This window comes from Microbacterium sp. LWS13-1.2, from assembly GCF_040144835.1.
GTDB lineage: Bacteria > Actinomycetota > Actinomycetes > Actinomycetales > Microbacteriaceae > Microbacterium.
In genome coordinates this window covers 2,254,813-2,280,695 of record NZ_CP151632.1, presented here as the reverse complement: position 1 = coordinate 2,280,695, position 25,883 = coordinate 2,254,813, and the positions used below count along the sequence as shown (strand labels likewise).

Below are 25,883 nucleotides of genomic sequence, written 5' to 3'. Positions count from 1 at the left end.
TCTGGGAGTTTGAATGTCGGAACCCCTGGTCAGAATGGCGGTATGACGAACTTCGCCGAGGCCCTCGCGGCGGTCGGCGATGCGCTCGTGGCATTGTCGTCCGCGGCTCTCGCTGACGACGGAATGCGCATCCGCGATGACGCCGAGGTGTTGTCGGCTCTTGCGGCGACGGGCCGCGTACAGCGTGGTGTCGAGGCAGTCATGATCGAGGCGGTCGCGACGGTGCGTGAGCGTGACGAGCTGCGTGCGCACTCCGACCGCATCACGACCCGCTACGGATGCCGCAACCTCAGCGAGCTGGTGCAGCGGGCGACGCGTATGTCGAGCCGCAGCGCGACCGGTCTGGCCGCCGCCGCGCGTGCAGTGCAGCGGAGCACGGCGCTGTCGACGGGGGAGCTGCTGCCGGCGGAGTTCCCTCGACTGCGCGCGGCGCTGGCGGGCGCGCACGTGGGTGTGGACGGGGTCGTCGCGGTCGCATCGGCGTTCCGGCGTGCAGGCGCGGGGCGAGCAGGGCTGCTCGCGGCTGATGAGGAGCTCGCCGCGGCGGCGTGCGGCGAGGGCGCGGATGCTGCGGGGCCGGCGTGCGCCGACGAACTGGGCGCCCTTGCGCAGGTGTGGGCGGCGTATCTCGATCCGGACGGTGCCGAGCCGGTCGAGGCGCGGGCGCTGCGCAAGCGGGGGCTGACTTTCGGGCGACGCGACGGCGACGGGCTGGTTCCGGTGCGGGGCGGCCTACTGCCCGAGGTCGCCGCGCAGCTGCAGCTCGGATTCGACAGCGTGCTGAACCCGCGAGTCGACGGCGCGCCGGTGCCCGGCCCGTGCTTCATCGAGACGGGCGCCGAGCCCGATGGGGACGGTCCGTACGAGGACGCCGCCGACTCCCGTACCCCGGCGCAGCGGCGGCACGATGCCCTGGCAGTGCTGCTGACGGCGGCTGCGGCATCCGGTGAACTGCCGATGCTCGGCGGCGCGGCCTCGACACTCGTGGTGCACGTGCGTGAAGACGACCTCGCGACGGGGCGCGGGTATGCGCACCTGCCGGGTGACGACGAGCCGATCTCGATCGCCGCCGCCCGGCACATCGCCTGCGCGGGTGCGGTGCAGCGGGTGATGCTCGGCGAGCGCGGCCGGATCGTGTCCCTGGTGACGCTCGATCGCGTGTTCACCCACCATCAGCGGCGTGCGATCACGCTGCGTGACGGCGGCTGTGTCATCCCGGGGTGTCACGTGCCGCCGCAATGGGGTGAAATCCACCATGTCGAAGAGCATTCACGGGGCGGCCCGACGCACACCGACAACGGAGTGCTGCTGTGCTGGTTCCACCATCGCACCATCGACACCGGTGGATGGCAGGTGCGCATGATCGACGGCGTGCCGCACGTGAAGGGCCCGTACTGGTGGGACGCCGAGGTGAAGTGGCGGCCTGCCACGAAATCCCCGACCAGGCGGCGAGATCAGATCGCGATGCGCACGTGATCGCGGTGCCCGCGGCCAGCTGCCAACGGGAATGCGCCGGGCGCCGATGCTCATCCAGGCACCGGGTGTGCCGCCTCGTCACATGTTCAGTCGGGTGAGCAGCAGCTCCGCGGCGCGCGAGATCGCGTTGAGCTCGTATGGCACCACGACGAGCGCGATCACGGTGAAGATCGCGATCGTCGAGACGGTCGCGCGGCGGATGATCCGGTCGACGAGCAGCCCCAGCACCGTGGCGATGGCGATGGTCGCCCCCGCCACGGTCGCGAAGGCCATCCGCACGTAGGCCTCGTCGTCGGGCGCGGTCGAACTGTTGAAGAGGAGGCCGAACGCCACCGGCACGACGACGAGAGCGCCGACCAGCAGGATGGGTGCCGAGAAACCTCGCAGGCTCGTTCCGGGCCGGGGCTTCGTCGCGACGTCCGTCATGGCGCGAGCCTAGCGTCAGAGCGGGCTTCCGACGCGGACGAGGTTTCCGCTCCGGTCGACGATGGCGAACTCGCGCATGCCGTAGTCCGTGGTGACCGGCGCGACGATCCGGCTGCCGGTCGCAGGGTCGGGATCGACCGCGTCCGCCCACTCCTCGTATACGCGCTGCGCGTCGTCGACGTAGAGGTAGCACATCGACGATGTGCGCAGCGGATCGACCGAGAGGTCCTCGGTGAAGTGCAGGTCGGCGGTGCCGCGGCCGATGATGAGGTAGCCCCACTCCTCGGGCGGCGCTCCGCGATTCTCGAACCCCAGCCTCTCGAAGAACGCGAGGGTCTCACGAAGGTCACGGCTGAGGAGGATCGGGACGGCGCGCTCGTTCACAGACGCAGGCTAGCCTGATGGGGCGGCCCGGCGACAGGGGATCAGAGGGCGTCGAGGATGCCGGGGCCGAAGACGGCGACCGCTGCGACGGCGATACCGGCCACGGCGACGGCGGAGATCGCGAGGACGAGGATGTTGCCGCCGATCGTGAGCAGCAGCGCGGCCGCCGTGGGCAACTCGCGGCGGCGGGCGATCGGGACGGTCGATGTGGTGCTGGCCATGCTTCGACGCTACGGAACCGCCCGTCCTGCCGCGTCCCTCCAGAGTCTCATCGTCGTCCGTCCAGAGGATGATGCTCGTCGAGCGAGCGAGCGAGCGAGCGTCCGCGCTCCGTCGGAGTCGGCGCCGAGCCGAGCCGAGCCGAGCCCGAAAAAGATTCTCGAGAGAACTGTCGACATCGTCCGGCCCCGCGCGACGACCGGAGTGAGGCTGGCGAGCGCCCGCCCGCAACGGAAGGATCAGACCATGAAGTACATGATGTTCGTCGTCACCTCGCTCGAGCCCGACACCGAAGCGGACGACTCCGACGTCGACCTGTGGGTCGATCCCCTCGACGCCAGCGGCAAGCGCGTCATCGGAGAAGTGCTCGCCCCGCAGGCGGAGTCCACCGTCGTGAAGGTCCGCGGCGGTAAGGTCCTCACCGCTCGTGGCCCGTTCGTCGAGACGGCCGAGGTCATCTGCGGCTTCGACATCCTCGAGGTCGACGACCTCGAGGAGGCGATCGAGATCGCGTCGCGGCATCCGATGGCCCGCAACGGACAGCTCGAGCTGCGGCCGTTCATGGTCTGGCCCGAGGCGGAGCCGGCCGCCGGAGCCTGAGCGGCGGCATCCGCGATCACGAAAGGGCGGCTCCTGCGGGAGTCGCCCTTTCGACGGGGCGGGCGAGCGTGACCGACGGTTGTTCCATGGTTCACCTAACAGATAGTTGGAAGTCCATGTAAAATGATCGAGGTGCCAATGCCGGCACGATCGCGTTGATCAGGATGCCCCGCGAGGGCGTGCTGCATCTCTGAAGGAGCAACGGTGTCCACGATCACCCCTCTGACCTCGAGCCTGACCACCGAGGAGCGCGCCGCGATCCTCGACGCCGTCCGCGAGTTCGCGCAGAACGAGTTGGCGCCGCACGCGCTGGAGTGGGACGCGAAATCGTTCTTCCCCCGCGACACGCTGCGCAGCGCCGGCGAGCTCGGGCTCGGCGGCATCTATGCCCGCGACGACCTCGGGGGATCGGGGCTGTCGCGCTCGGATGCGGCCGCCATCTTCGAAGAGCTGGCGCAGGGCGACCCCGCGATCGCCGCCTACATCTCGATCCACAACATGGTCGTGTGGATGATCGACACGTACGGCAGTGACGCGCAGCGCAGCGAGTGGCTGCCGCTCCTCACCTCGATGTCGGGCTTCGGCAGCTACTGCCTCACCGAGCCGGGAGCCGGATCGGATGCCGCGGCCATCACCAGCAGTGCGATCCGGTCGGGCGACGACTACGTGCTGACCGGTGTGAAGCAGTTCATCTCGGGCGGGGGCGAGGCATCGGTCTACATCGTCATGGCGCGCACGGGCGAGCCGGGGGCTCGCGGCATCACGGCGTTCCTCGTTCCCGCCGACGCACCCGGACTGTCGTTCGGTGCGATCGAGCACAAGATGGGCTGGAACGCGCAGCCGACGCGCCAGGTGATCCTCGACGAGGTGCGCGTGCCCGCCGCGAGCATCCTCGGCGGCGAGGGCCAGGGCTTCAAGATCGCGATGTCGGCGCTCGACGGCGGACGAATCAACATCGCCGCCTGCTCGCTGGGCGGCGCGCAGTGGGCACTGGACCGCGCCCTGCGCTACGTGCACGAGCGCTTCACCTTCGGCGAGCCGCTCGCCGAGAAGCAGGCCGTCGTGTTCACCCTCGCCGACATGGCTACCGAACTGCACGCCGCGCGCGCCCTTGTGCGCGGTGCCGCGGCGGCGCTCGACGCCAAGGCGCCCGATGCGTCGCTGCAGTGCGCGATGGCCAAGCGCTTCGCGACGGATGCCGGCTTCACCGTCGCGAACCAGGCACTGCAGCTGCACGGCGGCTACGGCTACCTTCACGAGTACGGGATTGAGAAGGTGGTGCGCGATCTGCGAGTCCATCAGATCCTGGAGGGGACCAACGAGATCATGCGCGTGATCATCGGACGCCAGCTGCTCGCCGACTGACGTTCGCCGCGCGTTCGAGAAGCACCGACGAGGAGGTCCGAAATGAAGATCGCATTCCTGGGGCTCGGCCATATGGGCCTGCCCATGGCGAAGAATCTGGCGGCCGCCGGTCACGAGGTGACGGGCTTCGACGTCATGCCTGCCGCCGTCGCCGCAGCGCGTGACGGGGGACTCACCACCGCGGAGTCGGGAACGGATGCCGCCACCGGCGCCGACGTCGTCATCACCATGTTCCAGACCGGTGCGCAGGTGCTCGACGCCTATCGCGGTACGGATGGCACTGCGGGGCTGCTCGGTGTCGCGGCATCCGCAGCACTCTTCATCGACTGCTCGACCATCGCCGTCGACGAGGCGCGCGCCGCTCACGCACTCGCCGAGGCGGCCGGGCACCGGTCGCTCGACGCCCCGGTCTCGGGCGGAGTGGTCGGCGCCGAGAACGCCACGCTCGCATTCATGGTCGGCGGGACGGACGAGGACTTCGAGGCCTCGCGCCCGCTGCTCGAGGCAATGGGCCGCCGCGTCGTGCACTGCGGCGGCGCAGGGCTGGGGCAGGCCGCGAAGGTCTGCAACAACATGATCCTCGCGGTATCGCAGATCGCGGTCGCCGAGGCGTTCGTGCTGGGGGAGCGGCTCGGGCTGTCGCATCAGGCGCTGTTCGACGTCGCCTCGAATGCGTCGGGCCAGTGCTGGGCGCTGACGACGAACTGCCCGGTGCCGGGACCCGTGCCCACGAGCCCCGCCAACCGCGACTACCAGCCAGGCTTCGCCGGCGCGCTCATGAACAAGGACCTCGGGCTCGCCGAGCACGCGATCTCGGCGACGGGCGTCGAAGCGCGGATGGGCATGCTCGCCCGCGAGCTCTATGCGCAGTACGCCGCCGGCGATGGCGCCGGCCGGGACTTCTCGGGCATCATCAACACGATCCGCGCCGAGAGCGCCTGACCTCGGTCGGCTCGCCTGTCACCCTGTGGCGGCGGAGCCCACAAGACATGACAGTCGAGCGGCCCCGGCACGGAGCCGGATCTGCTCATCGGTCACGATGTGCAGGCGGAACCGACACAATGTGACAGCGGAGCAGCACACGCGCAAGCGGGACGGAGTAGAGATGACCGAGTACAAGACGATCCTCGTCGAGACCCGCGGTCGAGTCGGGTGGATCACGCTGAACCGGCCGGAGGCGCTCAACGCGCTGAACACGCAGGTCTGCTGGGATGTCGTGGCCGCGGCATCGGCGTTCGATGCCGACGAGGGCATCGGCGCCATCGTGCTCACCGGCTCGGAACGCGCGTTCGCGGCCGGCGCCGACATCAAGGAGATGGAGTCCAAGTCGGGGCTCGAGATGCTGATGGGCGACCACTTCGGCGGCTGGGCGCATTTCGCGGCGGTGCGGACCCCGGTCATCGCCGCCGTCTCGGGGTACGCGCTGGGCGGAGGGTGCGAGCTGGCGATGATGTGCGACATCATCCTCGCGGCCGACAGCGCGAAGTTCGGGCAGCCCGAGATCAACCTCGGCGTCATCCCCGGCATGGGCGGCTCGCAGCGGCTCATCCGCGCCGTCGGCTACTACAAGGCCGCCGAGCTGATCCTCACCGGACGGATGATGGATGCCGCAGAGGCCGAACGCTCCGGGCTCGTCTCGCGGGTCGTGTCGACCGCCGATCTGCTCGACGAGGCGCAGAAGACGGCTGAAGCCATCGCGTCGAAGAGCCTGCCGTCGCTGTATGCCGCGAAGGCCGTGCTGGACGCCGCCCTCGAGACGTCGCTGGCCGAGGGCCTGCGCCTCGAGAAGCACGTGTTCGCGAGCCTCTTCGACACCGCGGACCAGAAGGAGGGCATGGCCGCCTTCCGCGAGAAGCGTGCTCCGGAGTTCGAGGGTCGCTGAACCTGTTTCCGGTCGTTGAGCGAGCGAGGAACGCGGTCGTTGAGCGAGCTTGCGAGACGAAACGCAGAGACGAAACGCTCGCACCCGGCGTATCCGTTCGGTTCGGGGCGTTTCGTCTCGGTCGCTGCGCTCCCTCGCTCAACGACCGGTCTCTCAGAGGGGCTCGGGCTGGGGCTTCGGGTCGGTGAAGTCGCCGGCGTCCTTGCGGAACCGGGCGATGATCCGCACCAGCTCCGTTGTGTCGGCGTCGGCGAGTCCGGGATCCTCGAACACCTCGCTGTTGAGGGCAGCGGTCGCCCGCTCCACGAGTTCGCGACCGGTGTCGGTGAGCACGAGCATCGCCGCGCGCCCGTCGCCCGGGTGCGGCTCGCGCGAGACGAGGCCGTCGCGGGCCAGCCGGTCGACGGTGTTGGTGACGCTGGTCGGGTGCACCTGCAGGCGTGCGATGGCGCTGGCCATCGGCATCCGTCCCTCTCGCGTGAAGCCGAGCAGGCGCAGCAGCTCGTACCGGGCGAACGAGAGTCCGAAGGGCCGCAGTGCCGTGTCGATGCGCGCGAACAAGAGCTGCTGCGCCCTGATGATCGACGTCACGGCGGTCATGCCCGCAGCCGCGGGTTCCCAGCCATGGGCGATCCACTGGCGCTTGGCTTCGGCGATCGGGTCGACCGGAAGACGCTTGGGTGCTGCCATGACGACCTCCTCCTTCCACCGTACCGGTCCCCGGTGCGGCGCCCGATCCGGGGGCCGCGAAGAGGCGTCTATGTATACACACGGCGGGCCACGGGTCGGTCCGATCGGTGCATTCCGCGGGATTGGGTACATTGCACGCCGCGCCATAGACTCGTGCCCAGCGTGAGGAGATCGTCATGAAGATCGTCGTCCTGGTCAAGGAAGTCCCGGATACCTACGGGGATCGCAAGCTGTCGCTGGAGACCGGTCTGGCAGATCGCGCCGCGAGCGAGACGGTGCTCGACGAGATCGGCGAGCGTGCCCTCGAGGTCGCGCTGTCGTACGCCGACAAGACGCCCGGCACCGAGGTCGTCGTGCTGTCGATGACGCCCGAGTCCGCGTCCGCGACGGTGCGCAAGGGCCTCGCGATGGGTGCGTCGTCGGCCGTGCAGGTCGTCGACGAGGCGCTCCTGGGTGCCGACCTGGGCCTGACCGCCGAAGTGCTCGCGGCGGCCCTGCAGCGGACCGGCTTCGACCTCGTCATCGCCGGCAACCAGTCCACCGACGGCACGGGCGGCGTCATCCCCGCGATGGTGGCCGAGATCCTCGACGTGCCGAGTGCGACCTACCTCAGCACGGTCGAGATCGCCGGCGACGCCGTCTCGGGCGCACGCGCGTCGGACGGTGCGAGCCTGCAGGTGACCGCACCGCTTCCGGCCGTGATCTCGATCACCGAGGCGCTTCCCGACGCGCGCTTTCCCAACTTCAAGGGCATCATGGCGGCGAAGAAGAAGCCGTTCGAGACACTGTCGCTCGCCGAGCTCGAGATCGAGCCGCACGACCCGGCCGCGTCGCGGTCGATCGTCATCGCGCTGAGCGAGAAGCCGCCGCGCGAAGCCGGCGTGAAGATCGTCGATGAGGGCGACGCGGGCCAGAAGCTCGCGGAGTTCCTGATCCAGAACCGGCTTGCGTGAGGGTGCGTGCGTGATGACGTTTGCAGATGACTCCATCCTGGTCCTCCTCGACACGACCCCGTCGGGCGGGCTCGCCAAGTCGGCGGCCGAGCTCCTGGGCGCGGCCGCCACGGTCGGCACGCCGGTCGCGGTGATCGTCGGCGACGACGCGCTGGCGGCGGATGCCGCCGCTCTCGGCGCCGCTGCGGTGCTGGTCGCCGCTCCTGGCGAGGGGCTCGGCGCCACGGCGGTCGACGCGCTCACCGCCGCCGCCGACCAGGTGCGGCCCGACGCCATCCTGGTGGCGCACTCTGTGGAGGGCCGCGAGGTCGCGGGCCGGTACGCCGCGCGCACCCGGTCCGGCCTCGCGGTCGATGCCGTCGGCGTCTCGCGCGACCCCGAGGGCGTGATCGCGCACCACTCGGTCTACGGCGGCGCGTACAACGTCGATGCCGCGGTCACGTGGGGGGCGCCGGTCATCACCATCCGTCAGGGATCGATGGATGCCCGCGCCGATGCCGTCGCCGGGGTCGAAGCCGAACCGCTCGAGGTGCGCGCCTCGGGTCGCCGTGCCGCAACGGTGACGTCGGTCGATGAGACGGTGGTGTCGTCGACGCGTCCGGAGCTGCGGGGTGCGACGAAGGTGGTGTCGGGCGGTCGCGGACTCGGCTCCGGCGACAAGTTCGCGCTCGTCGAGCAGCTCGCCGACGCTCTGGGCGCCGCCATCGGCGCCTCTCGCGCCGCGGTCGACGCCGGCTACGTGCCCTACTCGTACCAGGTCGGCCAGACAGGAGTGTCGGTGTCGCCCCAGCTGTACGTGGCGCTCGGCATCTCGGGCGCGATCCAGCACAAGGCCGGCATGCAGACCGCGAAGACGATCGTCGCGATCAACAAGGACGCGGATGCCCCGATCTTCGAGATCGCGGACTTCGGTGTCGTCGGCGATCTGTTCCAGGTGGTGCCGCAGCTGATCGCTGCTCTCGAGGCGAAGAAGGCGTAACCCGGTATGGCGACGTTCGGTTCTGCGGTGCGGCGAGGACTGCCCCGTGTTCCCGGCGGCGAGCCGTGGCCGCCCGCCGGCACGGCGCCGGTGCCCGACGGCGACGGACGGGGCGGCCCCGTCGCTGAGCGAGCGAGGAACGTGGTCGTTGAGCGAGCTGGCGAGTCGAAACGCAGAGACGAAACGCCTCGAGCCACCGAGCAACCTCTGGTCGCGGCATCCGCCGGCGCCGCCCGGCGCATCCGTCGTGGCCTGCCGCGCGTGCCCGGTGGCGAGCCATGGCCGCCGGCATCCGTCGCCCCTGTTCAGGTGCCGCAAACGGTTGCCTCGGCGGCCGTTATCTCGCAGAATGTGACACCTGAAGCGGTGGGCACCGACGCTCAGGTGGCGCAATCGGTGGCTTCGGCGGCCGCGATCCCGCAGAACGTGACCCCCGAGCCCGCCGGAACGAACGCGGCGGCGCCCGGCGCGCGGCCCCTGCGCCGCGGCCTGCCGCGCGTGCCGGGCGGCGAGCCCTGGCCGCCTGCGGGCCTTGCGCCGAGCGGCCCGGCGGTCCCGGTCGTTGAGCGAGCGAGGAACGTGGTCGTTGAGCGAGCTGGCGAGTCGAAACGCAGAGACGAAACGCCCCGAACCGATGAGGATCTCGAGGTTCGCGACGTTTCACCCTCGGATGCTGTAGCGCCCCTCACTCCACGAGCCGAAGCTCAACCGGCCGCGCCGGCCCCTCCCGGGACGGTGACGGGCGTGCCGCTGTCCGAGCCGCTGCCCTTCCCGCGCACCGTGTGGGCGGGGACGGCCGCACGCACGCGTCCGGAGCCGCCGGCGGAGCCGAAGCGGATCGGACCCTTCACGCGCAGCCAGTGGGCCGGTGCCGTCATCGTCGGCGGCGCAGGGCTCCTGTACGCCGCGGCCATGGCCGTGCTCGCGGTGCGGTGGCTGCTGTCGACGTCGTGGGGGGTCGGGTTCCTCGAGACGTACCCGGGCGAGTACCACCTGCCCGAGGGCGCGCCGATCGGATTCCCCGCATGGCTCGGGTGGCAGCACTTCTTCAACGTGTTCCTGATGGTGCTCATCATCCGGTCGGGCCTGCGGGTGCGCACCGAGAAGCGGCCGACCGCGTTCTGGTCGCCGCGCAACAACGGCCGGCGCAAGATCAGCCTGAACCTGTGGTTCCACCAGTCGCTCGACATCCTGTGGCTGGTCAACGGCGTCGTCTTCGTCGTACTGCTGTTCGTGACCGGCCAGTGGCTGCGCATCGTGCCCACCTCCTGGGAGGTGTTCCCGAACGCCGTGTCGGCGACGCTGCAGTACGTCTCCCTCGACTGGCCGACCGAGAACGGCTGGGTGAACTACAACTCGCTGCAGCAGCTCGCGTACTTCGCGACGGTGTTCATCGCCGCGCCGCTGGCGGCGATCACCGGCGTGCGCATGTCGGGCGTGTGGCCGAAGAACGCCGCCGGGCTGAACAAGGCCTATCCGGTGGAGTGGGCGCGCGCGGTGCACTTCCCGGTGATGCTCTACTTCGTCGCGTTCATCGCGGTGCACGTCTTCCTCGTGTTCGCCACCGGCGCGCTGCGCAACCTCAACCACATGTACGCCGCACAGGGCTCGGTCGATCCGGACGCGTACGCCGACAACTGGACGGGGTTCTGGTTCTTCGTCGCCTCGCTCATCGTGATCGCGGCCGCGTGGATCGCCGCACGCCCGCTCGTGCTCGCCCCCATCGCCCGCCTCTTCGGCAAGGTCTCCGGCCGCTGAGGCCTGCTCGACGGGTCGGGGCGTTTCGTCTCTGCGTTTCGACTCGCAACCTCGCTCAACGACCGGGGGCGCTGCCCGCGGGTTGCTGACCGGGGGAGCCCGAGTGACCGAGACGCGCCGTTGTGCCGCGGCCCGGGCGTTTGGTCGCGCTCGTCCTCCGCTGGCTCAGCGACCGGGGCCTTGCCTGCCGGTCGTTGAGCGAGGGGGCGCCAGCGACCGAGACGAAACGCGCTGTGCCGCGGTCGGGGCGTTTCGTCTCTGCGTTTCGACTCACAAGCTCGCTCAACGACCGCGTTCCTCGCTCGCTCAACGACCGGGGGCTCCCTGTCGAGAGGCGCACCCGAGGTCAGGACTCGACGAGGATGCCGGCGAGGTCGGCGAGCGCGGGTGCCATGAGCTGCAGTTGCTCGGATGAGATCGTCGCGCCCCGCAGTCCCGCCATGCCGACGACCTGACCGATGTCGGCGCCCCGGAGGTCGACGTCGGTGAGCCGCGCGCCGCTGGCGTTCAGCGTGGCGATGCGGGTGGCCTCGAAGGCGACGCGGCGGGCCGAGGCATCCAGCATGTCGATCTCGTCGATCGTGCAGTCGACGAACGCGACGTCGAGCAGCTCCGCGGCGCGCAGGTTGACGTAGCCGAGCTTGCAGCGGATGAAGCGGATGCCGCGCCACCCGGCGTCGTACGCCTCGACGGACCCGAACCTGCTGTCCCTTACCTCGACGTCCCGCCAATCGCTGCGCGCTCCCGACGCGACGGGGATGTTCGCACCGACGAACACGGACTCCACCACGCGCGCGCCGCGGAAGCCCCACGTGGCGACCTCGAGACCGTCGAAGCGGCACGCCTCGACCGTGTCGCCGACACCGAGCTCCCACGCGTCCAGGGCGACGTCGCTGTACGCGAGGCCCTCGAAGCCGGTGGACCCGAACTCCGTCGAGTCCCGCTCGGCGAGGCCGGACAGCGCGGACTCGTCGAAATCGAACCGGGGGGCCTCTGTTCCGCTGCGTCCGCGCGGTGTCTTGGTTCGTGCTGCCACCACTGCACCCTAGCCCGCGGTCACGACACGAGCGCCGCCGCGTGCCATCCTGAGTCGCATGAGCCTCAGTCGCATCAGTCTGGTGATTCCTCCGGTGGGTCCGTGGCGCGCACAGGCCCGCTGGTACCGCTGGGCCGACGAGGTCGGCTACGACGTCGCCTACACCTACGACCACCTCACCCATGCGACGGCCCGCGGCGAATGGCTCGGCGAGGCGTTCACCACCCTCACTGCGGCGGCGGGGGTCACCGAGCGCATCCGGCTGGGGACCCTCGTCGCCTCCGCCGTCTTCCGCCGGCCGGTCGCGCTCGCGCGGGCGGCGATGACGGTCCAGGACATCTCCGAAGGCCGCCTCGTGCTCGGGCTCGGCCTCGGAGCACCCCCGTGCGAGCTCGCCGATCGCGGCGAGAACTCGACCATGGGTGAGATGGCCGCGCGTTTCGCCGACGTCGTCGAGGGCTACCGGGCGGTGCTCGACGGCGCCACGCAGTGGCGTGGCAAGACGATGTCGTTCACAGGTCTCGAGACGACCGGCCGCCCGCAGGGCGTCGACGCTCCCGAGCTGATGCTGGCCGCTCACGGGCCGCGGGCACTGGCGATGGCCGCGCGCTACGCCGACACGTGGAACACCTACGGCGGACCGGGGTCGACGCAGCTCGATGCCGACGAGTTCTGGCCGCTGATCGCGCAGCAGGCCGCCGGCTTCGCGGCGGAGTGCGATCGCGTCGGGCGCGACCCGTCGACCGTGCGGCGCTCGCTGCTGCTGGGCTTCGGCCGCGTGCGTCCGACCGCAGACGTCGACGCCTACCTCGCGGCCGCAGAGCGTGCGGCGAGCCTCGGAGTGGACGAGCTCGTCGTCTACAGCCCCGACTCGCCCGCCGGCATGGGCTCGGACCCGGGCGTGCACGAGCGGGCGCTCGCCCAGCTGCGCTGACGTCACGAGCACCCACGCCGCAGGGGACGTGCGCCGATCGCGTGGCCGGGATCCGTGCGGGGGATAACCCGAAGACAAGACTCCGGCTGCCTCGGGCGCGCTCGGCGGCGCACGCGCCTACCGTAAGGGGCATGACCTCCTCGGACTCTCCTGCCGTTCGCCCGGTGACGCGGCCCGCCCAGGTGGCGGGCGCCATCGCGCAGCTCGCCGCGCTCGGCGTCATCGGCGTCGCGGCGTTCTCGCTGCTGTTCACGCTGCTGGGCCTCGGCATCGGACTGCTCTTCGTGCTCGGCATCGGCGTGCTCGTGCTCATCGCGCTCGTGTACGTGCTGTTCGGTCTCGGTTGGCTCGAGACCGCGCGTGTCGACGGTCTCTACGAGTTCGGGCTTCCCGCGATGCGGCCGCGCCGCAGCGGCCGCCCCGGATTCGGCGGCGCCATGCGGACGATCTGGATGCAGGCGATCGACCCCGCCACCTGGCGGGCGCTCGCGAACCTGGCGATCGCCACGATTCTCGGGTGGGTCGTCGTGGCGCTCGCCGGACTGCTGGTGTCGGGCGCCGTCCTGGCGTTCACGCCGCTGTTCGCCGAGTCGAGCTCGGTGCGGCTGGCCAGCACCGGCATCGAGGTTCCGCTCTCGTGGGCGGTGCCGGTGGGGATCCTCGCGGTGCTCGTCGCCGCCGCCGGCCTCGTCGGCCTCGGTGTGCTCCACGGCATCATCGCGCGGGCCATCATGGTGCCCTCGCGCGAGGCGCAGCTGGCCGCCGCCGCGCGCGCGTCGAGTCAGCAGCACGCCGGTGCGGTCCGAGCCGCGGACGTCGAGCGCACCCGTATCGAGCGCGACCTGCACGACGGCGTCCAGCCTCGGCTGGTCTCGGTCGGCATGACGCTGGGCCTCGCGCAGCAGAAGATCGACGCCGACCCGGATGCCGCGAAGGCGCTGATCGCGGAGGCCCACACCTCGACCAAGGCGGCCATCACCGAGCTGCGACAGCTGGCCCGCGGCATCCACACGTCCGTCCTGGACGATCGCGGCCTCGATGCGGCCCTGTCGGCGCTCGTCGCGCGATCAGTCGTGCCCGTGCACACCGACGTGCGCCTCGACGGGCGCTGCAGCCGCGAGACCGAGGCGGCCGCCTACTTCGTGATCGCCGAAGCGCTCACCAACGCCGCCAAGCACTCCCGGGCCACCGAGGTGCGGGTCGTCGCACGCCTGCGTGAGCCCGGCACCCTGTGGGCGCGCGTCGAGGACAACGGGGTAGGCGGCGCACGCGTCATCCCCGGCGGCGGGCTCGACGGAATCGTGAACCGCGTGCTGGCGGCCGGCGGCGAGGCACGCATCGACAGTCCCGCCGGTGGACCGACGAGCGTGGAGGTGAGTATCCCGTGCGCATCCTGATCTGCGAGGACTCGGCGCTGCTGCGCGCCGGCCTCGTCCGCGTGCTCGAGGACGCCGGTCACCAGGTGGTCGCGGCTCTCCCCGACGCCTCGCACCTCGACGAGACCGTCGACCGCACCGCCCCCGAGCTGTGCATCCTCGACGTGCGCCTGCCGCCGAAGTGGACCGACGAGGGCATCCGCGCCGCGCTGTCTCTGCGCGCGCGGCTGCCCGAGCTCGCCGTCCTCGTGCTGTCGCAGTACGTCGAGGAGCGCTACGCCGCCGACCTCATCTCGTCCAGCGGCGGCGCGCTCGGCTACCTCCTCAAGGACCGGGTCGCCGACGTCACGGACTTCCTCGAGGCGATCGAACGCATCGCCTCCGGTGCCACGGTGCTCGATCCGGAGGTCGTGGCGCAACTGCTCAGCCGTCGCACGCGCGACGAACGGATGCTGCGCCTCACCGATCGCGAGGCCTCAGTGCTCGCGCTCATCGCTGAAGGCCGCTCCAACCAGGCGATCGCGAAGACGCTGCACGTCACCGAGGGCAGCGTCGAGAAGCACATCACGGCCGTCTTCCAGAAGCTCGACCTCGAACCCGACGAGTCGGGCAACCGCCGCGTCCTCGCCGCGATCGCCCACCTCGAGCACGGCGGCACGACGCCGCCCGCGCCGACACCTCCCTCGACGACACAGGGCGGCCGCGGGCCGCAGACAGGAACGAACCGATGAGCACGACCATGACGCCTCCTCCTGCGGCTCCCGATCGCACCGCCGAGGCACCTCGGCCGCCCGCCGGCGGTTCGCGCGTCATCGCGATCGTGATCATCGTGCTGGGTGCCATCGTGCTGCTGGGCACGATGACCTCGGCCGTGATCGGGACGATCGCGTCGGCATCCGTCCACACCTCGACGCGGTCGGTGGACGCCGCCGGCGTCGAAGACCTCGACATCGACACGGCGGCGGGTACGCTCCGCGTCGAGTTCACCGACGTTCAGGAGGCCGAACTCGAGGTGACCAGTTCATGGGGAGCAGACAACTGGCGGTTCGAGCGCGACGGCGACACGCTCGAGGTGTCATCGCCCGATCGGCTGGGCTGGTTCGGCTGGCGCGGGTGGTTCGGCGACGGGGGAGCGGACGCGGTGCTGCGGCTGCCGTCCTCCCTCGAGGGCCTCGATGCGGACGTCTCGCTCGCGGCCGGCGAATTCGTGGTCGACGGCGAGTTCGGCGAACTCGACCTGTCGCTGGCGGCGGGGTCGTTCGACGTGTCGGGGTCGGCCCAGTCGCTGAGCGCCGACGTCAGCGCCGGCCGCGGGACACTCGAACTCGACGGTGTGAGCGAGGCCGGGCTGACGGTCAGCGCCGGCTCGCTCGATGCCGTCCTCACCGGTTCGAGGCCCGATGTCATCGAGGCCGACGTGAGCGCCGGCACCCTGCGGATGACCGTGCCGGAGGGCGACTACGACGTGACCTCCGACGTGTCGGCCGGCGAGTTCGAGAACGGCATCGGCTCCACGCCGGGCGCCTCGAGCACGATCCGGGTGCAGGTGTCGGCCGGTCAGGCAGTGCTGCAATCCGGGCGCTGACTCGCTGAGGCTCTGACGCCTGAGGCGTCGCTGCACGCCCGGCCCCCAGCTGTGGGGGTTTGGGGCGTGTCGCGCGCGTTCGGGGCGTGCGGCGTGCGCCCCGAACGCGCGTGACGCGCCCCAAACACACAGCACGGGGTCGGGACGGGGTGGTCAGGCCGAGGAGGCGGCCGCTCCCGCGGCGAACCCCTCGGCGTAGGCCTCGTCGGCGCCGAGGCGGAACATGTCGCGCTCGAGCGGGCGCACGATCGACCGCGCGCCGGGAAGGTCCAGGGCTCCGACGAGGTCGGCGCGCCCGCGGACGACGGCCACCGGGCGGCGCGTGGCCTTGCCCTTGACGAGGTCGGCGGCCGCTGCCAGCTCGTCGGCCACGCAGGGCATGGTGACGACGAGCGGGCGGCCTTCGGCATCCGTCCCCCCGCGAAGGTCTTCGAACACCTGCACGCCGCCTGCGCCGATCGCGTGGTCGGTCTGACCCTCGCGCCAGGCGCGGCCCAGCGTGTCCGACACGATGACGCCGACATCGACGCCGAGCCGCTCGCGCAGCCCCGCCGCGATCGCCCGGGCGGACGCATCGGGATCGACCGGCAGCAGCAGCACTGTGCCGTCCGGCGTGTTCGACGCATCGACTCCGGCGGCAGCCGACACCATGCCGAGGCGATTCTCGACGATCCGCGTCGTCGAGCCGTTGGGCGAGGTGCGGGATGCCACGACCCGCACGGTCTCGGCGGTGATGGCGTCCTCGCGGTCCTCGGCCTCGACGAAGCGGTCCTCGGCCTTCGACACGATCTTGGAGGTGACGACGAGGATGTCCCCGTCCGCGAGCTCGTCCCCCGCCGCCTGCACGATGACATCGACGAGGTCGGCACCTGCCTGGATCTCGGGGATGCCTTCGAGGGGCCAGACGGTGAGCGCGGTGCGAGGCGGCATGGGTCCAGTCTTCCGGAAACTCGAGTGCCGGTCGTCGAGCGAATCTGCGAGCCGAACGCCTGTGATGCCTCCGAGGCGTTTCGGCTCGCTCGTTCCTCGCTCGCTCAACGACCGCGTGCAAGCGACGAGGGGGCGCGTCCGGCGAACCGGACACGCCCCCTCGCGAAAGCGGACAGCGGTGGATCAGCGCACGAAGCGCACCTCGGTGAGCGTCTCGCCGAGGAAGGGCTCGGTATGCGAGGCTCCGTCGAGCGTGAAGCCGTTTCGCGTGTAGAAGCGGTGCGCCCGCGGGTTGTCGTCGGCGACCCACAGGTACAGGCCCTCGGCGGGCTCGACGACCGCGTCGAACAGCTTCTGACCGATGCCGGTGCCGTGGAAGGAATCCAGCAGATAGATGAAGTACAGCTCGCGGAACCGCGGGGCGTCCTTGTCGCGGGCCGGACCCGAGCCGGCGAAGCCGACGATCTCGCCGTTCACGAGGGCGGCGAACATCTTGAACTCGGGACCCTGGACGGCCCAGTGGGTCCAGAGCTCGGCGAGGCGCTTGGGTGAGACCGCCTCCAGGGCGGCCTTGCTGATCAGGTGGTCGTACGTCTCGTGCCAGGCGGTCGCGTGAACGCGGCCGAGGGCCTCCGCGTCGACGTCGCGCACCGGACGGACGACGATGTCGGTCTGGGTTTCGGCTTCCATGGCCAGACTCTACGCGCGTCGGCGCGAGACCCGAAATCCGGCCAACGCCGGGTGAACACCGGGTGGCGAGCGGATGCCGCAGCTCTGGGTGCGCGGGCTCGACGCCACCGGCTTGTGCGCGGCGGATGGACCGGTGAGGGCTCAGATGTCGAGATTCGACAATCGAATCGGCGGATCCGTCGAGGATCGCTACCATCGCACCTCGTGAACGTGATGTGGCGGACCCTGATCGTGATGCTCACCGCGCGCCGGCGCCTGCGCCGCGGCGGACGGCTCGGGCCGAGCGAGATCAGTCGCATCCGGCTCACCACGCTGCTCACCGACATCGACCTGCTGCGTCACATGAACAACGGCCGCTACCTGTCGCTGTTCGATCTCGGCCGCTGGGATCTTCTGGTCCGCACCGGGCTGTGGGACGTCATGAAGACGCGCGGCTGGTACGCGGTCGTGTCGAGCGAGACCGTCACCTTCCGCAAGTCGCTGAATCTGTGGCAGCGGTTCGATGTCGAGTCGCGCATGATCGGCCACGACGACAAAGCCGTCTACCTCGAGCACCGCGCTGTGGTCGGCGGCGAGGTCTACGCCCGCGCCATCATCCGGGCGCGGATGATGAAGCGCTCCGGAGGCACGCTCTCGCACGACGAGCTGTTCGCCGCCGTCGGTCGCCCTGAGGGGGTTCCGGAAGTCGACGAGTGGGTGCACGAGTGGGCGGCGGCATCCGCTCTCCCGCCGACGCGTGCGGAGGCGCCCAGCGTCTGGAACTGACCTCGGCTGCTAGACGGCGCCCGCGGGATGATCGGGCTCGGGAACGAGCGTCAGACCACCGGGGGAGTTGGCGGCCTTGGTCAGCGCCTCGACCCAGGCCGGGTTGAGGCGCGGCTGGCGTCCGCCGAAGTACTCGAACGTCAGTGTGACATTCGGGCTCAGCCAGATCGACGTGCGGCCGAGGCCGCTGCGCATCGGGTCGGTCCAGGTGAAGGGGAAGGCCTCGCCTCGCCGCAGCTTGGCCCAGATGACTGCCTGCAGGTGCGCGAGGATGCGGTCGTCGAAGGAGGCGGTGACCCGCGAGTCGTACGTGAGCGTTCCCATCGTCTCCACAGTAGCCGTCCGTCTGGCGGAACTGGGCCTGGGAGTGTGGCTCGGAACATGCGAGGCGGCATTCTACGCGTTTCGGGTGCCGTTGTCTGGTGTTGCGTGGATCGACCGCCTCATCGACTCTGGGTGGATGGTCAGCTCGCCTCAACTCACTCGGGATCTGCGTGCGGCGCTCTCAGCCGGCGAGCTGTCGGTCGCGTTCCAACCGCAATTCGACCTCGGGGCATCCATCGCACCGCCCGGCGCGGCCCTTCCCGAGCCGGTCGCCGTGGAGGCGCTCTGCCGCTGGAACCATGCGCTGCTGGGTGCGGTGTCGCCCGAGCGGTTCATCCCGCTCGCGGAGGAGGCGGAGTTCCTCGATGAGATGGACGCGCACGTGTTCGCCCGCGCAGCGGCTCAGCTCGCACAGTGGCGGACGGAGGGTCACCTGCTCAGCCTTGCGGTGAACGCGTCGCCGGCGCATTTCTCATCGGACTACGCCGACGCGGTGCTCGCCCGGCTCGATGAGCTCGACCTCGATCCCGCCGTAGTGACGATCGAGATTACGGAGGCGCCCGCGCCGCAGCTGCGACCGCCGATGCTGTCCGCGATCCAGTCGCTCCACGCCGTCGGCGTCGCCATCTCGGTCGACGACTACGCGGCCGGCGACACCACCGTCGCCATGCTGGAGGCCATCCCCATCGACGAGGTCAAGATCGACCGGTCGCTCACGCAGCGCACGGACGCCGCCGCGGACGACGCGATCGCCGCCGTGGTCCAGAGCAGCGGCGACCACGGCTGGCGAGTGGTCGCCGAGGGGATCGAGACCATCGCAGACCTGGAACGGTCACGCGCGCGGGGTTGCCACCGCGGCCAGGGCTACCTGTGGGGCCTCCCGCTGACGGCCGGCGAGATGGACACGCGGCTCGCGCAGATCTGACGATCCTCGCCAGGCATCTGACGATCCGCGCCAGGCAGGGTCGTCACGACGCCGGTCCGCCTCGAGGCGGACGCGTGCTCAGAGCCCGTAGTCGGTCGTGTCGTCGGAGGGGTCGTCCGCCTGGCCGCTCGAATCGCCGACCTCGAACTGGGACCAGGTGACCGGCATCCCGGGTGAGAAGAGGATGTCGACGCCGGGGCCTCCGCGCAGCGGGGGGATGTTCACGTAGCCGCCCCCGGCCTTGATCGCCTCGAGGATCCTGCCCTTGAGCTCTGACACGGGGTCGGGGAGGAAATAGTCGCGTCCGTCGACGGTCAGTCGGTTCACGATCGCCATGGCCCCACAGTACCCGCCCATCGCCGCCGGTTAGGATCGAGCGGTGGGCACACTTCACTACGGCTCCCCGCCGGCCTCGTTCCAGATCGACGATCGAGCTCTCGCTCACGTCGAGCTCGTGGTGATGGCAAAGCTGCGCCGGCGCGAGAACCTGTCGTTCTCGCTGGTCGACGAGAAGACCTCCGTGCGGCAGGCGATGTGGATCTCACCGGTCACCACCCTGCGCTTCGAGTACGACGGCCCGATGCCCGAGATCAACCGGCTGTGGCTGCAGGACCTCGTCGACACTGCGAACTCCTCCAGCGGCCTGCGGCTCGTGCCGGAGCCGGAGCTCCCCTCACGCTAGACGCGTCCGCTCACGCTGAGACGCGTCCGCCGCCGTCTCGCTTCGCCCGGTACATCGCCGCATCTGCGGCATCCAGCAGCTCACCGGGTGAGCCGCCCCGCTCGGTGGCGACCATGCCCGCCGAGGCGTTCACCGAGATCTCGGTGCCGCGGACGACGATCGGCTCCCGGATGGCAGCCGCCGCCCGGCCGGCGATCGCCGCGGCCTCGGCGGCTCCGGCGCCGACGCACACCATCACGAACTCGTCGCCGCCCAGCCGGACGACGGCGTCCGAACCTCGTGCCACGCCGCTCAGGCGCCGGCCGATCGCCGCCAGAACCGCATCGCCCATCTCGTGCCCGTACGTGTCGTTGACGGCCTTGAAGTCGTCGAGGTCGAGGAACACGACGGCCAGCGGCTTGTCGGAGTTCTGCAGGAGCTCCTCCAGACGGTCGTCCAGGAAGCGGCGGTTGTGCAGGCCCGTCAGCGGGTCCCGCAGGGCGAGTTCCGCGAGTTCGGCCTGCGTGCGCGCCGCCATGGCCGAACGGATCTCCACGCCCAGCTCGAACGCGTCCTGCGCGTGCTCGCCCCACGGCAGGCTGCGTCCGGTGACGCTCTCGCGCCAGGCCGAGAACGACCGTCGCGGCGAGAGCGGGTGATCGCGGTTCTCGGCGCGCTGGTCGCCGAGCCAGTCGACGGATCGCGCGACCTCGCTGCGGACGAACACGAGCAGGTCGCCCTCTCCTCCCAGCGGGACGATGAGCAGGCCCGTGACGTCGGGGATCTCGACGGCGAGCTCCGGCCGTTCGAGCGGGAGGGCCTCCCACACGAACCGGCCGACCTCGAGCTCGTCGACCACGGCGAACAGGCGGTCGGCCGGCGGGACGACGCCCACGGTGTGAACGAGGTCTCCGATGCGCAGCAGGGCGCCGTCGGCCGGCACGACGTCGAGGACGGTGCGTGCGCCGCTCATGAGAACGTCTCCGACGTCGCCGCGACTGTAGAGCGGGGCGATGATCGAGATCCGCCGCTCACGGGCCTCGAGCTGCCGACGCAGGCGATGGATCTGCTGGGCGGCGGCCAGCTGCGTGCCGACCTGCGAGGCCATGACCTCGAGCGCTCGCCGCAGGAGCACGGGGATCCGGCGGGGCGTGCGGTGCGCGCAGGTGAACATGCCCACCAGATGATCGTCGATGACGATGCCGAACGACACCGTCGACGCCTGACCCATGTTGCGCATGAACTGCAGGTGGTGCGGCGAGACGGCCCGAAGCTCGGTGATGCCGAGATCCGCGGGAGCCACCTCCGGCAGGAGGGTGTGCAGGGCGAGCCCCGGGTCGTCCGTGTCGGCGATCACCCGCGACCGCTTCTCGATGTACAGGGCGCGCGCCTGAGAGGGGATGTCGGATGCCGGGAAGTGCAGCCCGAAGTAGGGCTCCATGTCGGGCTCGCGCTCATCGGCGACGATCTGGCCGTGGCCGTCCTCGTGGAACTGGTAGCACATGACGCGGTCGAAGCCGGTGATGTCCTTGATCTCACGGGCCGCCCTCCGGCGCAGTTCGTCGGGATCGGAGACGCCGGACAGGCGCTGGATCGCGCTGACCACGCCGGTGCGGACGTAGTCGAGGTCGGGGACGACAGGCTCCAGCTCGAGGAGCAGCGGGGTCGTGCCGCGGTGCGCGATGACGTCGTACGCCCGGCCCTCGAAATCGGCACGAACCGGGTCCACCGCGACGCCCTCGCCGATCGCCCATGTCAGCTTGTCGCTTCCCGCCTCACGCAGGTCGCGGCAGAGCCAGTGCTCGACGTTCTCGCTGGCGACGACGACGACACCTGTCGGCTCGTCGACGCCGAAGAGGATCCCATGGGATTGGATCCGCCCGATGGAGCGGATCGGCTCGGTCGCGCACTCTTGCAGCCGCAGCTGCTCCGCGGCATCGCGTGAGTGGTCGCCATCGAAAATCCGGAAAGAGAGGTCGGTCAACGCATGCCCTTCGGTGCATGGGGAAACGGGGGGAACTGCGTTGGCGAGGTTCTCAATCATATGCGTGACCCTGCTCGGCGTCGAAGTGTCCTCCACACCGGCTGGTGCGGCCGCTAGCGCACGGCGATCCGCGGCGCAAGCGGTTTGCCCGACCGGTCCAGGTGCTGTTGCGTGGACGATCGAGGCGCCGGCGATCCCGCCGGCGCGGGAGGGGAGGAGTGCGCCGTGGATACGACCACCCTTATCTGGATCATCGTCGGCATCGCCATCGTGCTCATCGTCGTCGTCGTCGCCCTGCTGGTGACGGCACGGGGGCGCCGCGCGCGTCGGGTGGAGCAGCAGCACGACCGCGCCGAGAAGCTCCGCGCGGACGCCCGGGAGACCGAGCTCCAAGCGCGCGAGCACGAGGCCGAGGCGGCCCGCGCGCGTGCGGACGCCGCAGCCGCCGCTGCGGCGGCGGAGGCGGCGAAGGCCCGCGCCGCCGAGGCGTCGATCGACGCCGAGCGCCGAGCCGGAACGATCGACGATCACCGCTCGGAAGCCGAGAAGCTGCGCGAGCAGCAGGCCGAGACGCTGCGCAAGGCGGACGACGTCGACCCGTACGTCGGTGACGACGCTCGTTCCGCCACGGCAGGCCACGCCGCCGCCGGTGACGACCGCGCGACGGTCCGCGATGGAGCCACCGTCGACGACCGTGCGACGGTACGCGATGGAAGCACCGTCGACGACCGCACGGCGGTCCGCGATGGCGACGTCGTGGACGACCGTGCCGCCGTCCGCGACACCGGCACGGTCGACGATCGCACCACCGCGGACGAGCAGATCACGCGGCCTCCGGCGCCGCAGACGCGAACCGACCGCGCCTGACACGCACGTCGAGCACGACGGCACGTCGCCCGCTAGCGTGGGTGCGTGATCGCCGTGCTCGACGTGCTCCGCACCGCGGGCCGCCTGCTGTGGCGGCACTGGCCGGTGCTGCTCGCGTGGTACGCGGCGGGCGTGCTCGGTCGGTATGTCGTGATCGAGGCGGCGGGCTTCGTCGGTGCCTACAACGCCGTCGCCGGATCCCTGCTGCTGCCGCTGGCGATCCTCTCGCGACTGGTGGCACTCGTCGCAATGCTCCTCGTCGTGCGGGACGGGATGCGGCAGCTCGACGAGATCTCGCCGCTGCCCGAGGACGCGGCGACGCGTCGCCGGCAGTTCACGGACGCGCTCCTGGCCGGCATCCTGCCGTTCTTCGCGTTCTACGCGGCGTGGGGATTCCTGCGCGAGGATGCTGCGGCGTACTCGGCTCGCGCACTCGAGGTGAGCGCGGGACTGAACTTCGCGGCGATCGTGGACGAGACCGACGCGGCGGGCGACGGCCTGGCAGGTGCGCTGACCCTCACCCCGGTGACGTTCGCGATCGTGGTGGTGGCGTTCGCGCTGCGGTGGGTGCTGAAACGCTCTCGCGAACGACTGCCGCGATGGTTCGGCGTCGTCGCCGCGTACCTCGAGGCCGTCTGGGTGTACTTCGCCGCCCTCGTCCTGTCCGTCGCGATCGAGTCCGTCGCCGGCTGGGTGCAGACACGACAGGGGATGGTGTGGCTTGACGACTTCCGGGCCACCGTCTCGTCTGCGTTCGCGCCGCTCGCGTGGGTCTGGGAGGGCATCGAGTGGTTCGTCGGGGAAGCCGGCGGCATCATTCTGCTGCCGCTCGCGTGGCTCACGATCGCCGGCGTCGTGTACGGGCAGGCCGTCGCGCCCGAGCCCGTGCCCGCCGACTCGCTCGGAGGCGAGGTCGGAGCACGCCTTCGCAGCCGCTACCGCTCGCTTCCGGGGCGGCTCCGTGCGCGCCTGGGCGACATCTGGGCGGACCTCGTGTCGCGGTTCACCCCGATCGGCGACGCGATCGTGCTCATGTGGCGCGCGGGCCCGGTCCTCATCGGCGGCTTCGTGCTGCTCTACACAGTGCTCCTCGCCGTGCAGGGATGGGCGGAGTGGGGTCTGCTGCGACTTGTCGGCCCGCACGACCTCGACAAGTTCTGGCTGGTGTTCGATCAGGTGATCTTCCTCGTCGTCCCGGTGCTGATCGAGCCCATCCGCATCGCGCTGGTGGCGGGCGGCTATGACGCCGTCATCGGCCGCCTCGTCTCGCGCCGCGCCACCGCCGCGCCCTCGAGTGAGCCGGCGCCTGCCGCGCCCTCCGGTGCAGCGGATGCATCTGCATGATCAGGGCTCGACGATGAAGCGGACGTTCTCCGGCCAGAGATCCGCCGATATGACGTCCACCGCGAACGGGCCGGCGGCGTCCTGTGGCACGACATAGCGCACGTCGAGTGTGTACGGTTCGGTCACGTCGGACGAGCAGGATGCCGGACGCAACGGGTCCCAGTCCGTGGTGAGCGAGGAGGTGTCGGCATCCCACTCGCGGTTCGCCCCCTGCAGCTCGCGGAGCATCGGCTCCGCGCACGCGAGCTCCGACGCTCGGGGGTCGATGTCGATCTGAACCCTCAGGACCCGCGCGTCGCGCGGCGCGAGCGGGTCGTCGACGAACTCCGCCACCGCGGGACCTACGACCGCTTCCCCGTAGCTGGTGTGCTGTCCCTGTTCGAGCACGGCGGGGACGGCCGGCGCGCCGGAGTTGGCTTCGCTCCACTCGTGCCAGGCGACGGTCGCCGCCAGCGCGGGAACGAGGATCATCAGCACGCCGACCGCCACCGCGTTCCTGCGCCACCACCCGCTCACAGGTTCGCCCATCCGGTCTCGGGGAGCTCGTCGCTCGGCGCGGTGGGCGCCGCGCCGAGGTCGAAATCCAGGACGATCATCGAGTCGAGCCGGCGGTCGGATGACAGTGCGAGCTCGAGAGTGGCGTCACCCGAGTCCAGGTCGGCCGGCAGCTCGAACGCCAGACCGCCGCCGATCGGAACGCCGGCTGACAGTTGTTCCCTGAACAGCGAGTCCGGCCGCTCGCTCGCGCCGTAGCGGACGCCGTCGACGACCAGCTCGGCGTGATTCAGGCTCACGAGATCCTCCGACGTCACGGATGCGACGTCGAGATCGACGACGATCCAGTTCCCCTCCGCGGACCAGTCGCCGGCGTGCAGCTCCGACGTGCGGCGGACGTCGCTGATCGTGGCGGCGATGTTGCGGCCGACAGCCTCCTCGCCGACGGCCGCGATCAGCGGCATGGGCGCCTGGATCTGCTCCTCTCCGGGCGTGACGAGTGCGACGAACCACGCGACCACGACGAGCCCCGCTCCGACCGACCACGCCGCCCAGCGGGGGAGGGCGCGATCAGCCCTGGCCATCGGCATCCTCCGCGTCCGCACCGGCACCCACGTCCTCGACCTCCACGGTGACGACCGCGTCGCGCACCGGGTCGATCCACCATTGGCCGGTCGTGACGAACGAGCCGGTGTACAGCGATCGTGCGTACAGCGTGACGGGCACTTCGTCGCCGGCTGCGAACGCGTCGGCGGGGACGGCCCACGCGAAGACGATCCGTGCGGGAACGTGCGGCTGCAGCCGGGGGCTGATCGTCGTGTCGTCGTACCGCGCGGCGCTGACGTCGGTGTCGATGCCCTCCACCGTGAGCGAGCTCCCGACGCCGCCGGCACCCGCGGTCACCGGACGATCCCACTCGTTCTCGACATCGGCGACGATAGCGAACACACGCTCGCCGGGCTCGGTGAAGACGCCCGCGTCGGACAGCTCGTCGATGAGGACCGCCCGCTGCACCGTGAGCGATCGTTCGGCCGTGATGTGTGCGTCCCCCGGCTCGAGACTCGCGGGCGCAGGCGCCGCCGCCGTGGCGAGCCCGCCGAAGGCCGCGGTGACGAGCAGGAATGCTCCGGTGGCGATGCCCGCGAACCATCTGGTCGGGACCCGATCGGTCGCCGCGCGCACCCAGGCGAACCGGCGCTTCGGCTCGGCAGGGGTGGTCGGCGACTCGGACACGG

General features: G+C 70.7%; 30 protein-coding genes. 17 read left to right on the top strand and 13 right to left on the bottom strand.

The features are described 5' to 3' along the window. Positions 1 to 42 precede the first annotated feature (42 nt). Positions 43 to 1,476 carry a DUF222 domain-containing protein gene (locus tag MRBLWS13_RS10760; RefSeq protein ID WP_349425370.1) on the top strand — a complete coding sequence of 478 codons (1,434 nt, stop codon included), beginning with the start codon at positions 43 to 45 and terminating at the stop codon, positions 1,474 to 1,476. 78 nt (positions 1,477 to 1,554) lie between these two features. On the opposite strand, the gene MRBLWS13_RS10755 is transcribed toward MRBLWS13_RS10760, so the two are convergent. Genes MRBLWS13_RS10755 through MRBLWS13_RS10745 form a run of 3 tightly spaced genes read right to left on the bottom strand, consistent with a single transcriptional unit; the run spans position 1,555 to position 2,507 of the window. After that, entirely contained in the window at positions 1,555 to 1,902 is a 348-nt protein-coding gene (locus MRBLWS13_RS10755) for a hypothetical protein (RefSeq protein WP_349425369.1), read from the bottom strand. 15 nt (positions 1,903 to 1,917) lie between these two features. After that, positions 1,918 to 2,286: a VOC family protein gene (locus tag MRBLWS13_RS10750; RefSeq protein ID WP_349425368.1), complete on the bottom strand. Its 369-nt coding sequence runs from the start codon at positions 2,284 to 2,286 to the stop codon at positions 1,918 to 1,920. Between the two features lie 41 nt (positions 2,287 to 2,327). Next, positions 2,328 to 2,507, bottom strand: coding sequence for a hypothetical protein (locus MRBLWS13_RS10745; RefSeq protein WP_349425367.1), 180 nt, complete (start codon positions 2,505 to 2,507; stop codon positions 2,328 to 2,330). A gap of 244 nt (positions 2,508 to 2,751) precedes the next feature. Here MRBLWS13_RS10745 and MRBLWS13_RS10740 point away from each other — a divergent pair, with 244 nt between their 5' ends. From MRBLWS13_RS10740 to MRBLWS13_RS10725, 4 genes are all read left to right on the top strand, one after another. Then, positions 2,752 to 3,105 carry a YciI family protein gene (locus MRBLWS13_RS10740; protein ID WP_349425366.1) on the top strand — a complete coding sequence of 118 codons (354 nt, stop codon included), beginning with the start codon at positions 2,752 to 2,754 and terminating at the stop codon, positions 3,103 to 3,105. A 213-nt stretch (positions 3,106 to 3,318) separates the two neighbouring features. Continuing rightward, the gene (locus tag MRBLWS13_RS10735) at positions 3,319 to 4,470 is read left to right on the top strand and encodes an acyl-CoA dehydrogenase family protein (RefSeq protein WP_349429037.1); all 1,152 of its coding nucleotides are present in this window, start codon (positions 3,319 to 3,321) and stop codon (positions 4,468 to 4,470) included. Between the two features lie 42 nt (positions 4,471 to 4,512). After that, positions 4,513 to 5,412: a 3-hydroxyisobutyrate dehydrogenase gene (mmsB, locus tag MRBLWS13_RS10730; RefSeq protein ID WP_349425365.1), complete on the top strand. Its 900-nt coding sequence runs from the start codon at positions 4,513 to 4,515 to the stop codon at positions 5,410 to 5,412. A gap of 163 nt (positions 5,413 to 5,575) precedes the next feature. Next, complete coding sequence (locus MRBLWS13_RS10725) at positions 5,576 to 6,352, top strand: enoyl-CoA hydratase-related protein (RefSeq protein WP_349425364.1); 777 nt, start codon at positions 5,576 to 5,578, stop codon at positions 6,350 to 6,352. Positions 6,353 to 6,505: 153 nt separating this feature from the next. Here the strand turns inward: MRBLWS13_RS10725 and MRBLWS13_RS10720 are convergent, their stop codons facing one another. Further along, positions 6,506 to 7,042 (bottom strand): MarR family transcriptional regulator, encoded by a 537-nt coding sequence (locus MRBLWS13_RS10720; RefSeq protein ID WP_349425363.1) that lies wholly within the window; start codon positions 7,040 to 7,042, stop codon positions 6,506 to 6,508. A 176-nt stretch (positions 7,043 to 7,218) separates the two neighbouring features. Between MRBLWS13_RS10720 and MRBLWS13_RS10715 the strand changes: the two genes are divergently transcribed. The 3 genes from MRBLWS13_RS10715 (at position 7,219) to MRBLWS13_RS10705 (ending at position 10,732) form a co-directional block, all read left to right on the top strand. Continuing rightward, positions 7,219 to 7,995: an electron transfer flavoprotein subunit beta/FixA family protein gene (locus MRBLWS13_RS10715; protein ID WP_349425362.1), complete on the top strand. Its 777-nt coding sequence runs from the start codon at positions 7,219 to 7,221 to the stop codon at positions 7,993 to 7,995. A 13-nt stretch (positions 7,996 to 8,008) separates the two neighbouring features. Continuing rightward, positions 8,009 to 8,974, top strand: coding sequence for an electron transfer flavoprotein subunit alpha/FixB family protein (locus MRBLWS13_RS10710; RefSeq protein ID WP_349425361.1), 966 nt, complete (start codon positions 8,009 to 8,011; stop codon positions 8,972 to 8,974). Positions 8,975 to 9,718: 744 nt separating this feature from the next. Then, positions 9,719 to 10,732 carry a cytochrome b/b6 domain-containing protein gene (locus MRBLWS13_RS10705; protein ID WP_349425360.1) on the top strand — a complete coding sequence of 338 codons (1,014 nt, stop codon included), beginning with the start codon at positions 9,719 to 9,721 and terminating at the stop codon, positions 10,730 to 10,732. 346 nt (positions 10,733 to 11,078) lie between these two features. Here MRBLWS13_RS10705 and MRBLWS13_RS10700 read toward each other — a convergent pair whose 3' ends face one another. After that, a complete protein-coding gene (locus MRBLWS13_RS10700; RefSeq protein ID WP_349425359.1) occupies positions 11,079 to 11,768 on the bottom strand; it encodes a pentapeptide repeat-containing protein in 690 nt (229 codons plus the stop codon). Positions 11,769 to 11,826: 58 nt separating this feature from the next. Here MRBLWS13_RS10700 and MRBLWS13_RS10695 point away from each other — a divergent pair, with 58 nt between their 5' ends. The 4 genes from MRBLWS13_RS10695 (at position 11,827) to MRBLWS13_RS10680 (ending at position 15,663) form a co-directional block, all read left to right on the top strand. Further along, a complete protein-coding gene (locus MRBLWS13_RS10695) occupies positions 11,827 to 12,702 on the top strand; it encodes an LLM class flavin-dependent oxidoreductase (RefSeq protein ID WP_349425358.1) in 876 nt (291 codons plus the stop codon). Positions 12,703 to 12,833: 131 nt separating this feature from the next. Further along, a complete protein-coding gene (locus MRBLWS13_RS10690) occupies positions 12,834 to 14,099 on the top strand; it encodes a histidine kinase (protein WP_349425357.1) in 1,266 nt (421 codons plus the stop codon). After that, positions 14,087 to 14,809 (top strand): response regulator transcription factor, encoded by a 723-nt coding sequence (locus MRBLWS13_RS10685; protein ID WP_349425356.1) that lies wholly within the window; start codon positions 14,087 to 14,089, stop codon positions 14,807 to 14,809. The genes MRBLWS13_RS10690 and MRBLWS13_RS10685 overlap by 13 nt, the downstream gene beginning before the upstream one ends. Beyond that, positions 14,806 to 15,663 (top strand): hypothetical protein, encoded by an 858-nt coding sequence (locus MRBLWS13_RS10680; protein WP_349425355.1) that lies wholly within the window; start codon positions 14,806 to 14,808, stop codon positions 15,661 to 15,663. Before MRBLWS13_RS10685 ends, MRBLWS13_RS10680 begins: the two co-directional genes overlap by 4 nt. Before the next feature lie 153 nt (positions 15,664 to 15,816). Here the strand turns inward: MRBLWS13_RS10680 and MRBLWS13_RS10675 are convergent, their stop codons facing one another. After that, complete coding sequence (locus MRBLWS13_RS10675) at positions 15,817 to 16,593, bottom strand: coenzyme F420-0:L-glutamate ligase (protein WP_349425354.1); 777 nt, start codon at positions 16,591 to 16,593, stop codon at positions 15,817 to 15,819. Positions 16,594 to 16,776: 183 nt separating this feature from the next. After that, a complete protein-coding gene (locus MRBLWS13_RS10670) occupies positions 16,777 to 17,283 on the bottom strand; it encodes a GNAT family N-acetyltransferase (RefSeq protein ID WP_349425353.1) in 507 nt (168 codons plus the stop codon). 204 nt (positions 17,284 to 17,487) lie between these two features. Here MRBLWS13_RS10670 and MRBLWS13_RS10665 point away from each other — a divergent pair, with 204 nt between their 5' ends. Further along, entirely contained in the window at positions 17,488 to 18,048 is a 561-nt protein-coding gene (locus tag MRBLWS13_RS10665; protein ID WP_349425352.1) for a thioesterase family protein, read from the top strand. Between the two features lie 9 nt (positions 18,049 to 18,057). Here MRBLWS13_RS10665 and MRBLWS13_RS10660 read toward each other — a convergent pair whose 3' ends face one another. Beyond that, positions 18,058 to 18,372: an ATP-dependent DNA ligase gene (locus MRBLWS13_RS10660; RefSeq protein WP_301115044.1), complete on the bottom strand. Its 315-nt coding sequence runs from the start codon at positions 18,370 to 18,372 to the stop codon at positions 18,058 to 18,060. Positions 18,373 to 18,508: 136 nt separating this feature from the next. Here MRBLWS13_RS10660 and MRBLWS13_RS10655 point away from each other — a divergent pair, with 136 nt between their 5' ends. Continuing rightward, the gene (locus MRBLWS13_RS10655; RefSeq protein WP_349425351.1) at positions 18,509 to 19,297 is read left to right on the top strand and encodes an EAL domain-containing protein; all 789 of its coding nucleotides are present in this window, start codon (positions 18,509 to 18,511) and stop codon (positions 19,295 to 19,297) included. 78 nt (positions 19,298 to 19,375) lie between these two features. On the opposite strand, the gene MRBLWS13_RS10650 is transcribed toward MRBLWS13_RS10655, so the two are convergent. After that, a complete protein-coding gene (locus tag MRBLWS13_RS10650; RefSeq protein WP_349425350.1) occupies positions 19,376 to 19,633 on the bottom strand; it encodes a hypothetical protein in 258 nt (85 codons plus the stop codon). Positions 19,634 to 19,676: 43 nt separating this feature from the next. On the opposite strand from MRBLWS13_RS10650, the gene MRBLWS13_RS10645 reads away from it, so the two are divergent. Next, positions 19,677 to 19,979, top strand: coding sequence for a hypothetical protein (locus MRBLWS13_RS10645; protein WP_301115050.1), 303 nt, complete (start codon positions 19,677 to 19,679; stop codon positions 19,977 to 19,979). Positions 19,980 to 19,989: 10 nt separating this feature from the next. On the opposite strand, the gene MRBLWS13_RS10640 is transcribed toward MRBLWS13_RS10645, so the two are convergent. Beyond that, on the bottom strand, positions 19,990 to 21,942 hold the full coding sequence (locus MRBLWS13_RS10640) for a diguanylate cyclase (protein WP_349425349.1): 1,953 nt from the start codon (positions 21,940 to 21,942) through the stop codon (positions 19,990 to 19,992). A gap of 225 nt (positions 21,943 to 22,167) precedes the next feature. Here MRBLWS13_RS10640 and MRBLWS13_RS10635 point away from each other — a divergent pair, with 225 nt between their 5' ends. Both MRBLWS13_RS10635 and MRBLWS13_RS10630 read left to right on the top strand, forming a co-directional pair. Beyond that, positions 22,168 to 22,809, top strand: a complete 642-nt coding sequence (locus MRBLWS13_RS10635) for a hypothetical protein (protein ID WP_349425348.1) — start codon at positions 22,168 to 22,170, stop codon at positions 22,807 to 22,809. A 45-nt stretch (positions 22,810 to 22,854) separates the two neighbouring features. Next, on the top strand, positions 22,855 to 24,153 hold the full coding sequence (locus MRBLWS13_RS10630; protein WP_349425347.1) for a hypothetical protein: 1,299 nt from the start codon (positions 22,855 to 22,857) through the stop codon (positions 24,151 to 24,153). Here MRBLWS13_RS10630 and MRBLWS13_RS10625 read toward each other — a convergent pair whose 3' ends face one another. Genes MRBLWS13_RS10625 through MRBLWS13_RS10615 form a run of 3 tightly spaced genes read right to left on the bottom strand, consistent with a single transcriptional unit; the run spans position 24,154 to position 25,881 of the window. Continuing rightward, positions 24,154 to 24,681: a hypothetical protein gene (locus MRBLWS13_RS10625; RefSeq protein ID WP_349425346.1), complete on the bottom strand. Its 528-nt coding sequence runs from the start codon at positions 24,679 to 24,681 to the stop codon at positions 24,154 to 24,156. Beyond that, positions 24,666 to 25,232, bottom strand: coding sequence for a hypothetical protein (locus MRBLWS13_RS10620; RefSeq protein ID WP_349425345.1), 567 nt, complete (start codon positions 25,230 to 25,232; stop codon positions 24,666 to 24,668). The genes MRBLWS13_RS10625 and MRBLWS13_RS10620 overlap by 16 nt, the downstream gene beginning before the upstream one ends. Then, a complete protein-coding gene (locus MRBLWS13_RS10615; RefSeq protein ID WP_349425344.1) occupies positions 25,219 to 25,881 on the bottom strand; it encodes a hypothetical protein in 663 nt (220 codons plus the stop codon). Before MRBLWS13_RS10615 ends, MRBLWS13_RS10620 begins: the two co-directional genes overlap by 14 nt. Positions 25,882 to 25,883: the final 2 nt, after the last annotated feature.